Raw genomic sequence first — 11,879 nt, forward strand, 5'->3', positions numbered from 1 at the left:
GCCGCGAGGCCGCCTCAGCCCGCGCCGCCCGGGCCCTGTCCCGCGCCGCCCCCGTAGCGCCGCTCGAACTGGGCGATGCGGCCCTCGGAGTCCACCGTCCGGGCCTTGCCGGTGTAGAACGGATGGCTCTCCGAGGAGATCTCCACGTCCACCACCGGGTAGGTCTCGCCGTCGTCCCACTCGATGGTCTGGTCGCTGGTCGCGGTGGACCTGGTCAGGAAGGCGTAGCCGGCGGCACGGTCACGGAAGACGACCGCGTGGTAGTCGGGGTGCTTGTCCTGCTGCATGCGGGCTCCTCGGCGGGTCGGCGGAACGACGGGTCAGCCGGACAGGGCGTCCTCGTCGACGATGTGCATCGCGGCCTCCTCCGCGGAGGCCGCCGCGCCGTCGATGCCCACGTCCGTGGCGACCAGCGCGCTCTCCTCGTCCTCGTGCGCGCCCTCGTCGGGAGCCACCAGGCGGCCGGACCGGACGGAACCGACCTCGTTGTCCAGGAGTTCCCCGTCCGTGCCGTCGCAGTCGCCGATGCCGTCGCCGTCGGGCACGACGAGATCCGGCAGCTCCTCGGCGAGGCGCTGGTCCAGCGTCTCCCCGCGGTGCCGCTCCGCCGCCGTCACGTCGTCGCGCTCCACCGCCCACGGTCGCTCCGGCGGGGACCAGCCGCGGTCGAGGGGGTCGCCGACACCGTCGTTGTCCAGGGTGTCCTCGACGTCGAGCAGCCCCGAGTCCTCCTGGATCTCGGATCCGTCGGGCTGGTAGACGTCGTCACCCCATCCGTCGGCGCTGTTCACGGCTACCTCCTGGTGGTGCGGACCGGCCCGTCTTCACCGCGCCGTGCGGCGGGGCGCCGGTGTGCGGAGCACAGGCTGCGCCCGGAAGGAACCGACGGTCCCCGGGCACTCCCCGAGCCGGTGCCGATATCCAGCCTTCCACCCCTTTTCGGGACCGCGCAACGGCACGGGGCGAGGAGGCACGACCTTCCCGCGCCGACGGCCCCACCGCCGGTGTCAGCCGCCCAGATCGGCCGAGGACCAGACGTGGCCGTCGTCCATGACAAGCTCGACCCGGTAGACGGCGTCGGCCGAACCGTAGGCGATCCAGGTGGCACGGCCCGAGGCGGGCATCCACCACTGCCCGGCGTCGCGGGTGGAGCCGTCCTTGAGGAGGAGTCGACAGGTGTAGTGGGTGCCGGGCCGGCCGGCCGCGATCTGCATGACCATGACCCGGTCGGCGCCGAGGCGGCTCGGTTCCACGGTTCCGACGCGGGCGCCCGAGCGGGTGGTCAGCACGGCCCCGTGGTCGCTCGCGGTCACCTGGGCCGGCGTCGAGCGGTGCCCGAGGACCTCCGCCCCGACGACCCCACCGAGGCCGAGCCCGGCGAGGGCGGCGGCCGCGACGAGCAGGGGGACCCGCCGCGACCGACGGACCGGCAGGAACGGCAGTACACGGCTCGCCTCCGGCACACGCCGGGTGTCGGCAGACGCCGATTCGAGGACTGCGTCCGGTGTCCCGTGGCCGGTGGGCGTGGGCGGCTGGACCGCTGCCTCCGGTGTCGGACGGCCGAGGGGCGTGGTCGGACGGACTGCGTCCGGAGTCCCGTGGGCCACGCCGGGCCGCCGAAGTTCCAGCTGTTCCAGCCGCTCCAGGACCCTGGCGTCGAAGCCCGGCGGTGCCGCGACCCTGGGGGCCGCCGGGAGCACGGCGTCGACGGCCGCCGAGAGGTCGTCGTAGGCCGCGCGGCAGGACGGGCAGGTCGTGAGGTGGCGCAGGAGCTCCGCCGGTCCGCCGGGGAGGGTGCCGAGGGCCAGGGCGGTGAGTTCGTCCTCGTCAGGGTGGTGTTCCATCGCGGCTCCCCTCCTTCAGCGCGTCGCGCAGCCTGCGCAGCCCGGTACGGATGCGGGTCTTGGCGGTGCCGAGCGGGATGTCCTCGTGCCGGCCCACCTCCGCGGCCGTGCAGCCGCCGAGCACGGCGAGGGCGACCGCGCGGGCCTGCTCGACGGGCAGGTCCCGCAGCCGCTCCAGGGCGCGCTCGCTCTCCAGGGCGGCCAGGGCCTGCCCCTCCGTGCCCTCCGTGTCGGCCTCGGACCGGAGGGTCACGTCCAGGAGGCGCTCCAGGTTCTCGGCCAGCACGGGCACCGGGCGCCTGGCCCGGACCGCGTCGATGGCGGCGTTGCGGGTGATCGTCAGCAGCCAGGTGAGCGCCGAGGCGCGCCGCGGGTCGTAGTTCCCGGCCGCCCGCCAGGCCCGTACGAAGACCTCCTGGCTCACGTCCTCGGCCAGGGCCGGCTCCCGGGTCACCGACAGTGCCAGGCCGTACACCGCGTCCTGGAAGCGGCGGACGAAGGCCACCGAGGCCTGCTCGTCGCCCAGCGCGAAGCCGGCGACGAGCGAGGCGTCGTCCACCCGGTCGGCACGCGGGAACAGCTCCACGCCCATAGGTACGTACGGGAGGGCCGAAGGGATTGAACGAAATCGACCCGAAAAGCGAAATCCGCCCCGAAGCGGAGTCGAGCCCAATCCGTCGAGGCCGCTCGCTCGTACAACCTCCGTCGGAAAGCGGACGGAGAAGATCATGAGGTCAAGCAGGATCACGGTGGCAGGGTTCGCACTCGCGTCGGCGCTGTCGCTGTCGCTGGCCGGATGCGGGGGCGGCGGCGGGAGCGGCGGTGCCGCATCCGGCAGCCAGGCCCCCGCAGCCATGGACACCAGCAGCATCAAGGTCGCCGACTCGCCGCTCGGCAAGATCCTCGTCGACGGCGGTGGACGCACCCTCTACCTCTTCACGGAGGACGGCAGGAACACCAACTCGATGAACTGCGACGCGGCCTGCGTCAAGCTCTGGCCGCACATGGAAGGCAAGCCGAGGGCGGGCTCGGGTATCGACGCGAACCTCGTCGGCAGCACCAAGGGCGGAGCGAAACCGCAGGTGACGTATGCCGGGCACCCGCTCTACTACTACGCCGAGGACCGGTCGGCCGGTGATCTCAAGGGGCAGGGCATCGACAAGATCTGGTACGTGGTGAACGCCCAGGGCGCCGCGGTCAAGAAGGCCGTACCGGCCTCGAACGGCAGCGGCGGCTACGGATACTGACCTTGCGGCCGGATCCCGGACCGGGATCATTGATCCCATGATGGTCGAGTTGCCGACAGACCCGGACGTACTGATCGTCGGGGGAGGGCCCGTCGGGCTCACCGCCCGGGCACTGCTGGAGCGCTGGGGCGTACGCGTGCTGCTGGTCGAGAAACGCCGTGAGCTGTCGCCCTTTCCGCGGTCGCGGCTGGTCAACGTCCGCTCGATGGAGGTGTTTCGGCAGCTCGGAATCGCCGCGAGGATCGCGGACGCGGCGTTCGCGCCGAAGTACGGGCGGATCCGGTTCCGGGACACCCTGTACGACCGTGACTTCGCCTCGGCGGCGATGGTCGGGGTGCATGCGCCCGTCCCGGAGAGCCCCGTGAGCGGTGTGGTCACCTCGCAGGACCGCCTGGAACCGGAGTTGCTGGCCGCCGCGGGGGCGGAGGCGCGGTTCGGGGTCGAACTCGTCGGGCTGTCCGAGGACGCGGACGGGGTCGTGGCCTCGCTGGTCGACCACGGGAGCGGGGACAAGACGGTCGTCCGCGCGCGTTACGTGGTTGCCGCCGACGGTGCGAACTCCACGGTGCGGCAACTGCTGGGTATCGGCACCGTCGGGCCGGGCGCGTTGGGAAGCTTCACCACCGTGGTGTTCGACGCCGACCTCAGCCGCTGGGCCGCCGATCAGCCCGCCGGGGTGTACGTCACCGCGCACGGCTCGCTCATCCCGCTGTATCCGGAGGGCGGTTGGGCCTGGTTCGGCGCGACGCCGGAGGACACCCGGCGTGCCGACTGGGTTGGCCTAGTCTCGGAAGCGCTCGGTGACGGCACCGCCGTATCGGCCGAAGTACTGCGGGTTCAGCACTGGGTCATGAATGCCTTCGTCGCCGAACGCTTCGGTCACGGCCGGATCCTTCTCGCCGGTGATGCCGCCCACGCGATCCCCATCACCGGTGGGCTGGGCATGAACACCGGCGTGGGTGATGTGCACAACCTCTGCTGGAAGCTGGCGGGTGTCCTCCAAGGCTGGGCAGGGCCGGGTCTGTTGGACACCTACGAGCCCGAACGCCGGCCGGTGGCCCACGAGACCCTTCGGCAGGCGGTGGCCAACGCCAAGCTGGTGGCCAAGGCGCAGAAACTCCGCCGCGACCAGCTCCGGAACGGCGAGGCACCGTCGGCGCCCATCGAAGTCCCTTGGTCCGAGAGGTACTTCGCCCAACTCGGCCTGGTGCTCGGCGCCAACTACCGCTCCACCGCGGTACACACGGACAACGGCGCGGCACCCGAATCGACCGGCACGGACACCGACACCGATACCCGCACCGGCACGGAGACCGATACCCGCACTGGCACGGCGGCTGGCCCATCCGCCCCACCCGACGGTCACACCGGCACCGGCACCAGCACCGACTACATCCCCACCACAGCGCCCGGCCACCGCCTCCCGCACCGCTGGCTCGCCCCCGACCGCTCCACGCTCGACACCCTCGGCGAATGGTTCACCCTGCTCACCCCGGCCCCCGCCCACTGGCAGCAACAGGCCACCCCACCATGGCCCTTGCGCATCGCACCCCTGCAGACCGAGCACGCCGACCCGTACGACCTCGGCGCGCACGGAGCGCTGCTGGTCCGCCCCGACGGCCACATCGCCGCGCACTGGCGCGACCGCCCACGGAGCGATGCCACCGTCCGGGCCACCCTCACCGAGATCACGGACGCGCCGGGCCTTTGAAAGCGCCCAAACACCACCGAGCGAACGCCCAGCGGCCGCCGCCGAATGAAGCCCCGAGGCCCCCGAATCCCCCTACCCCAAACGGCCGACGGCCCAGGACCGACCGCCACTCCGGTCACCGTCCTGAGCCGCCGCCCATGCGATCTCACCCGTGCCAAGACCGCCACAACGCCGCATACGCCCCGTCCGCCGACACCAACTCCTCATGGCTGCCCAGCTCGCTGATCCGCCCGTTCTCCACCACCGCGATGACATCCGCGTCGTGCGCGGTGTGCAGGCGGTGGGCGATGGCGACCACCGTGCGGCCGTCGAGGACGCGGGCCAACGACCGTTCCAGGTGGCGGGCGGCGCGCGGGTCCAGCAGGGACGTCGCCTCGTCCAGCACCAGCGTATGCGGGTCGGCGAGCACCAGCCGGGCCAGCGCGATCTGCTGGGCCTGCGCCGGGGTGAGCGCCAGCCCGCCCGAGCCGACCTCCGTGGCGAGGCCGTCGTCCAGCGCCCGCGCCCAGCCGTCGGCGTCGACCGCACCCAGCGCCGCCCACAACTCCGCGTCCACCGCGTCCGTTCGGGCCAGGAGGAGGTTGTCGCGCAGGGAGCCGACGAACACGTGGTGCTCCTGGTTGACGAGGGCGACGTGCGAGCGGACTCGTTCCGCCGGCATCCGGGACAGCTCCGCGCCGCCCAGGGTGATCCGGCCGTCCCGGGGCGCGTAGATGCCCGCGAGCAGCCTGCCCAGCGTGGACTTGCCCGCGCCCGAGGGGCCGACCAGCGCGAGCCGCGTGCCGGGTGCGACGCGCAGGGACACCTTGCGCAGGACGTCCACGCCCTCGCGATAGCCGAAGTGCACGCGGTCCGCGTGGACGTCCCGCCCGTCCGGCGCCAGCGACTCCTCCCCGGCCTCCGGCTCGATGTCCCGCACACCGACCAGCCGGGCCAACGACACCTGCGCCACCTGCAGTTCGTCGTACCAGCGCAGGATGAGGTTGACCGGGTCGACGAGCATCTGTGCGATGAGCGCGCCCGTCGTCAGCTCACCCACCCCGATCCAGCCGTGCAGGACGAACACCCCGCCGATCATCAGCACCGACGTGAGCACCGTCGCGTGGGTGAGGTTGATGACCGGGAAGAGCACCGACCGCAGCCACAACGTGTACCGTTCCCACGCCGTCCATTCGGTCACCCGGCGCTCGGAGAGTTCGATCCGGCGCTCACCGAGGCGGTGGGCCTCGACGGTGCGTCCGGCGTCGACGGTCTCGGCGAGGGCGGCGGCGACGGAGGCGTACCCCGCGGCCTCCGAACGGTACGCGGACGGCGCCCGCTTGAAGTACCAGCGGCAGCCGACCACCAGCAGCGGCACGGCGACCAGCACGGCGGGCGCCAGCGGCGGCACCGTGACGACCAGGCCGCCCATCAGCAGCAGTACCCACACCACACCGATCGCCAGCTGCGGCACGGCCTCGCGCATCGCGTTGGCGAGCCGGTCGATGTCCGTGGTGATACGGGACAGGAGGTCACCGGTCCCCGCTCTCTCCAGAACTCCCGGCGGCAGTCCCACCGATCGCACCAGGAAGTCCTCGCGCAGGTCGGCCAGCATCCGCTCGCCCAGCATCGCGCCGCGCAGCCGCACCTGCCGTACGAACACCGCCTGGACGACCAGCGCGAGCGCGAACAGTGAGACGGTGAGCGGGAGATGGAGGTCCCGCGCGCCGTCCGAGACCCGCTCGACGAGGTCGCCGAGGAGCCACGGGCCGACCAACGACGCCATCACGGACACCGTGTTGACGGCGATCAGGACCACGAAGGCGCGGCGGTGCCGCCGGAACAGCTCGGCCACATAGGCGCGTACGGTCGCGGGGGCGCCGACGGGCAGGGTGTTCGCCGTCGTCGGTGCCGCCGGGTCGTAGGCCGGTGGCGCCACGCCGATCATGCCGACTCCTCGATCTCTTCCAGTTCTTGCAGTTCAGTGAGTGCTTCGTCTTCTTCGAGTGCGTTTTCGAGTACGTCTTCTTCGAGTACGGCGCTCATGGCCGACTCCTCCTCCGTCTCCCGGGTCACCACGGCCCGGTACCGGGGGTCGGTGCGCACCAGTTCGCGGTGCACGCCAACCGCCGTGACCTCGCCCTCGTGCACCAGCACGACCCGGTCCGCGCGGTCCAGGAGCAGCGGCGACGAGGTGAACACCACCGTCGTGCGCCCCCGACGCAGTCCACGCACGCCCTCCGCGATCCGCGCCTCGGTGTGCGAGTCGACGGCGGAGGTCGGCTCGTCCAGGACGAGCACCTCGGGGTCGGTGATCAGCGACCGGGCGAGCGCGAGCCGCTGCCGCTGACCGCCGGACAGCGACCGCCCGCGCTCGGTGATGCGCGTGTCCATCGGGTCCTCGGCGTCCAACGACCCCTGCGCGAGCGCCTCCAGCACGTCCCCGCACTGGGCCGCGACCAGCGCGTCCTCGGCGGTGACGGCACCCGAGGCGGGCACGTCGAGCAGCTCGCGCAGCGAACCCGACAGCAGTACCGGGTCCTTGTCCTGGACGAGCACGGCCGTGCGGGCCGTGTCCAGCGGCAGCTCGTCCAGTGGTACGCCGCCCAGCCGCACGGACGTGCCCTGCTCGGCGGGGTGTCCGCCCAGCCGCTCGGCGAGCAGACCCGCCGCGTCCGGGTCGCCGCACACCACCGCGGTGAGCCGGCCGGCCGGGGCCAGCAGACCGGTCGCGGGGTCGTACAGATCGCCGCTCGGCACGTCGGCCTCCCGCACGCCCTCGATGTCGGTGGCGCGCTCCAGTGAGAGCACCCGCGCGGCCCGCTTGGCCGAGGGGCGCGAGAAGGAGTACGCCATCGCGATCTCGTGGAAGTGCTGGAGCGGGTAGTTCAGGACCATCACCGAGCTGTAGACGGTGACCAGTTCGCCGACGGTGATGCGGCCCTCGCGGGCGAGATGGACGCCGTACCAGACCACGACGATCATCAGCAGGCCCGGCAGCAGGACCTGCATCGCGGAGATGAGGGACCACATGCGGGCGCTGCGCACGGCCGCGCGGCGGACCTCCTGGGAGGCGCTGCGGTAGCGGTCGAGGAAGAGCTCCTCGCCGCCGATGCCGCGCAGCACGCGCAGGCCGGCGACGGTGTCCGAGGCCAGTTCGGTGGCCCGGCCCGCCTTCTCGCGCTGCAGGTCGGCCCGCCGGGTGGCCTTGGGCAGCAGCGGCAGCACCGCGAGCGCCACCAGGGGCAGACCCACGGCGACGACCACGCCGAGCGCGGGCTGGTAGACCAGCAGGGCGACGCAGACCAGCAGGGCGGTGAGGGCCGCCGCGAGGAAGCGGGAGACGGCCTCCACGAACCAGCCGATCTTCTCGACGTCGCCCGTGGAGACGGCCACCACCTCGCCCGCCGCGACGCGCCGCGTGAGCGCCGAGCCCAGCTGGGCCGCCTTGCGGGCGAGCAGTTGCTGGACGCGGGCGGCGGCGGTGATCCAGTTGGTGACGGCGGTGCGGTGCAGGAAGGTGTCGCCCAGCGCGATGCAGAAGGCGGCCAGCGCGAGCAGCCCGCCGGTCAGCGCCAGCCGGGTGCCGGAGCGATCCACCACGGCCTGTACGGCGAGGCCCACGCAGAACGGCAGCGCGGAGACCGCCACGAAGTGCAACAGGCCCCAGGCCAGCGCCTTGAACTGCCCGCCCAGCTGATTTCGGCCCAGCCACCACAGGAATCGTGGACCCGAACGCGCGTCCGGCACGCCCGGATCGGGATACGGAAGGTCTTGAATCTGCATGACGACTGACATCCCAGTGGCTCGTGTCAGGGGGGTGGAGGGAACCGCGTTCGGCGGTTGCAAACCGTGCAAGGTTCGCGTCGCAGCGTGGTCGGAGGCAACCGGTTTTCTCAGCGGCCGTACAGAATGGGCCGATGCGGAGAAACGGTGCACAACGTACGGCGGTCGCGGTGGCGGCCCTGGGGACCCTGCTCACGGCACTGTCCGGGTGCGGCGATGCCGGGCACGGCGGTGCGGGGGAGAGCGGAGCCGGTGCCAAGGCGTCACCCGCACGGGCCCGTACCGCCGTCCCCGGCGTCGGCGACCGTCTGCACCGGCTGATCCCGGACGACTCCCGCCAGGTCGTCGCGGTCTACGGCGACGGCAAGGACTCCCCGGACTCCACGGTCGTGCTGTACACGAAACGCGGCTCCACCTGGGAGCGCACCCGCAGTTGGCCGGCGCACAACGGCAAGCGGGGCTGGACCGCCGACCATCACGAGGGCGACCGGCGCAGCCCCGTCGGCGTGTTCACGCTCACCGACGCGGGCGGTGTCCTCGCCGACCCCGGCGCCCGGCTCCCGTACACCCGCGACCCGTCCTTCGCGGCCCCACGCTGGTGGGCCCGGTCGCACTGGCACGACTTCGACTACGTCATCGCCATCGACTACAACCGCGTCAAGGGCCGTCCGCCCAACGACCCGACCCGCCCCGAGGGCGACGCGAAGGGCGGCGGCATCTGGCTGCACATGGACCACGGCAGCGGTACGTCCGCCTGCGTCAGCCTGTCCAAGGCGGCGATGGAGTACCTGCTGCGCACGCTCGACCCGGACCGGCATCCCGTGGTGGTCATGGGGGACAGGGCTGACCTGAAGGCCTAGCGCGGACGGTGGAGGGCCCCCGGGCTGATTTACACGGACGCAACACGCAGGTTTCCGCTGCGATCAACTTGCGAGCGAAAGTGATCGCCACGGAAGCCGCTTTCCGTATCGCAGAAGTCTCCCCGGCTGCTGCGATGTTGACGTCCCCTCTCAAGGAGTGCCTGTGCCGCCGTCCGTCCCCTCTGTCCCGCGACGCGTCGCACACACACTGCGTACCTCGCTGTTCGCGCAGGTCCTCGTCGCGCTCGTGCTCGGCATGGCCGTCGGCAAGCTGTGGCCTGACGTGGCCACGGACCTTCAGCCGCTCGGCGACGGGTTCACCCGGCTGATCAAGACGATCATCTCGCCGCTCGTCTTCTGCGTGGTGGTCGTGGGGATCGCCAAGGCCGGCGACCTGAAGGCGTTCGGCCGGATCGGGCTCAAGGCGCTGCTCTGGTTCGAGGTGGCGAGCACGCTCGCCCTGATCATCGGGCTGCTCGCCGCCAACGTCGTCCAGCCCGGTTCCGGGATGCACGTCGACCCGGCCACGCTGAGCACCAAGGCGGTCGACGAGAAGACGGGCGGCGGCTCGCTGCCCTCGACGACAGAATTCGTCCTGAACGCGCTGCCGACGAGCTTCATCGGCGCCTTCGCCGAGAACTCCCTGCTCCAAGTCCTCGTCCTGGCCTGCCTCGTGGGCGCGGCCCTGCTGCATCTCGGCCACACCAAGGTGCCGCAAGTGCTGCCCGCCATCGAACAGGCCCAGGAGATCATCTTCGCGATCGTCGGCTTCGTCATGCGGCTCGCGCCGATCGCGGTCTTCGGCGCGATGGCCGTCCTGATCGGCCAGTACGGGCTCGGCGTCATCGAGACGTACGCGAAGCTGATCGTTCTGTGCTACGTCGCCGCCGCGCTGTTCGTCGTGCTGCTCGCGGTCGCTCTGCGCATGGTCACGGGGCTGAGCCTGTGGAAGTTCCTGCGGTACATCCGCGAGGAGATGCTGCTGGCGCTCGGCACGGCGTCGACGGAGTCGGTGATGCCGCGGGTGATGCAGAAGCTGAGGGGGGCCGGTGCGCGCGACGACGCGGTGGGCCTCGTCCTGCCGACGGGGTACTCCTTCAACCTCGACGGCGCGTCGCTCTACCTCTCCATCGGCACGCTGTTCATCGCGCAGGCCGTGGGTGTCGACCTCAGTGTGGGGCAGCAGATCACCGTGGTCCTGGTGCTGATGCTGACCAGCAAGGGCATGGCGGGCATCCCCGGCTCGGCGTTCCTCGCGCTGTCCGCGACCGCGTCCTCGCTGGGCGCCATCCCGGCCGGCGCGGTCGCCCTGCTGCTCGGTGTGGACCGCATCATGGACTCGATGCGCGTCGTGACGAACCTGCTCGGCAACTGCGTCGCCGTCTTCGCCGTCTCCCGCTGGGAGGGGGCACTGGACATCGAGCGGGCGAAGAAGGTTCTGGACGGCGGGAGCAAGGCGCCGGAGGGGGCCGAGGAGACCGCGGCTCCGCAGGCCGAGGTCCCCGCCCAGACCGCCAAGGAGCCCGCCACCGAGGCCAGTTGACCCCACCGCCGACGGGTACGGGCCGCGCGCCGCAGCTCCGGAAGAACGGAGCGGCGACCGCGGCCCGCCCCTGTTTCCGCCCGGGTCAGCGGGAGTTCGCCCAGACGGTCAGCGCGGCCGACACCGCCACGATGAGAGCCGCACCGCACGATCGGCTCCTGCGTCCGCCCCACTCCCAAGTCCCGTCCCCCACAAGCGGATTGCCCCTGCGTAGGCTGCCTCCGTGCTCCCGTCGCCAGCGGTTGTCGGACGCGTCGGCTCGGCCGTGAACCAACCGGCGTGCAGGCGTGAGAGAGACGAGGGCCTCGCGTCGTTCCGCCGCTGGCGCCCGCTCCTCGGCGTGCCGTTCGCGGTCCTCGAACCGGCTCTCCCCCGTGTCCAACTCCCGCGCCCGCCGCACCTCGGAGTCTCGGCCATGGTCATACTCTGGCTCAGTCCGGGCTCAGCAGCGCCGTCCGGACTCCGGTGCGCCGTCCACCAGGGTGTCCAGGAGGCCGCCCAGCACCGCGCGTTGCTCCTCCGTCAGCGGTGCGAGGATTTCCGCGGCGGCGGATCTGCGGGCGGCGCGCAGTTCGCGCAGGGCCTTGTGACCGTCCTCCGTCAGCTCGATCCGGATCACCCGGCGATTCGTCGGGTCCGGCACCCGTCGTACCTTGCCGCTCGCCTCCAGACCGTCGACCAGCGAGGTCACCGCCCGCGGCACCACCTCCAGCCGCTCCGCGAGGTCGGCCATGCGCGGTGGTGAGCCGTAGTGCGCCAGTGTGCGCAGGAGGCGGGACTGAGCCGGGGTGACGCCCATGCCGCACTGCTCGATGTGCCGCTTCTGGATGCGGTGCACCCGGCGGGTCAGCCGCAGCAACTGCTCGGCGAGCAGGCCGTCGGGATCGGGGCTGGTCATGCGGGAACAAT

At 72.0% G+C, this 11,879-nt stretch carries 11 protein-coding genes; 4 read left to right on the forward strand and 7 right to left on the reverse strand.

Annotated features, from left to right (window positions below):
• Positions 1-14: 14 nt before the first annotated feature.
• From MQP27_RS28865 to MQP27_RS28880, 4 genes are all read right to left on the reverse strand, one after another.
• On the reverse strand, positions 15-287 hold the full coding sequence (locus MQP27_RS28865; RefSeq protein ID WP_242768875.1) for a type B 50S ribosomal protein L31: 273 nt from the start codon (positions 285-287) through the stop codon (positions 15-17).
• Between the two features lie 33 nt (positions 288-320).
• Positions 321-791: a DUF5709 domain-containing protein gene (locus MQP27_RS28870; RefSeq protein WP_242768876.1), complete on the reverse strand. Its 471-nt coding sequence runs from the start codon at positions 789-791 to the stop codon at positions 321-323.
• Positions 792-1,007: 216 nt separating this feature from the next.
• Positions 1,008-1,844 (reverse strand): cupin domain-containing protein, encoded by an 837-nt coding sequence (locus tag MQP27_RS28875; RefSeq protein ID WP_242768877.1) that lies wholly within the window; start codon positions 1,842-1,844, stop codon positions 1,008-1,010.
• A complete protein-coding gene (locus tag MQP27_RS28880) occupies positions 1,828-2,436 on the reverse strand; it encodes an RNA polymerase sigma factor (RefSeq protein WP_242768878.1) in 609 nt (202 codons plus the stop codon). The genes MQP27_RS28875 and MQP27_RS28880 overlap by 17 nt, the downstream gene beginning before the upstream one ends.
• 136 nt (positions 2,437-2,572) lie before the next feature.
• Between MQP27_RS28880 and MQP27_RS28885 the strand changes: the two genes are divergently transcribed.
• Both MQP27_RS28885 and MQP27_RS28890 read left to right on the forward strand, forming a co-directional pair.
• Positions 2,573-3,091: a COG4315 family predicted lipoprotein gene (locus MQP27_RS28885; RefSeq protein ID WP_242768879.1), complete on the forward strand. Its 519-nt coding sequence runs from the start codon at positions 2,573-2,575 to the stop codon at positions 3,089-3,091.
• 37 nt (positions 3,092-3,128) lie between these two features.
• Entirely contained in the window at positions 3,129-4,802 is a 1,674-nt protein-coding gene (locus tag MQP27_RS28890; protein ID WP_242768880.1) for an FAD-dependent monooxygenase, read from the forward strand.
• A gap of 145 nt (positions 4,803-4,947) precedes the next feature.
• On the opposite strand, the gene MQP27_RS28895 is transcribed toward MQP27_RS28890, so the two are convergent.
• Both MQP27_RS28895 and MQP27_RS28900 read right to left on the reverse strand, forming a co-directional pair.
• Positions 4,948-6,729, reverse strand: coding sequence for an ABC transporter ATP-binding protein (locus tag MQP27_RS28895; protein WP_242768881.1), 1,782 nt, complete (start codon positions 6,727-6,729; stop codon positions 4,948-4,950).
• Entirely contained in the window at positions 6,726-8,567 is a 1,842-nt protein-coding gene (locus MQP27_RS28900) for an ABC transporter transmembrane domain-containing protein (RefSeq protein ID WP_242768882.1), read from the reverse strand. Before MQP27_RS28900 ends, MQP27_RS28895 begins: the two co-directional genes overlap by 4 nt.
• Positions 8,568-8,701: 134 nt before the next feature.
• On the opposite strand from MQP27_RS28900, the gene MQP27_RS28905 reads away from it, so the two are divergent.
• Together MQP27_RS28905 and MQP27_RS28910 are read left to right on the forward strand one after the other, a co-directional pair.
• Positions 8,702-9,427, forward strand: a complete 726-nt coding sequence (locus MQP27_RS28905) for a L,D-transpeptidase family protein (protein ID WP_242768883.1) — start codon at positions 8,702-8,704, stop codon at positions 9,425-9,427.
• A 163-nt stretch (positions 9,428-9,590) separates the two neighbouring features.
• Positions 9,591-10,970, forward strand: a complete 1,380-nt coding sequence (locus MQP27_RS28910; protein WP_242768884.1) for a cation:dicarboxylate symporter family transporter — start codon at positions 9,591-9,593, stop codon at positions 10,968-10,970.
• A 442-nt stretch (positions 10,971-11,412) separates the two neighbouring features.
• Here the strand turns inward: MQP27_RS28910 and MQP27_RS28915 are convergent, their stop codons facing one another.
• Complete coding sequence (locus MQP27_RS28915) at positions 11,413-11,868, reverse strand: MarR family winged helix-turn-helix transcriptional regulator (RefSeq protein ID WP_242768885.1); 456 nt, start codon at positions 11,866-11,868, stop codon at positions 11,413-11,415.
• Between the last annotated feature and the right edge of the window lie 11 nt (positions 11,869-11,879).

The organism is Streptomyces cylindrosporus (genome assembly GCF_022698165.1).
Lineage (GTDB): Bacteria > Actinomycetota > Actinomycetes > Streptomycetales > Streptomycetaceae > Streptomyces > Streptomyces cylindrosporus.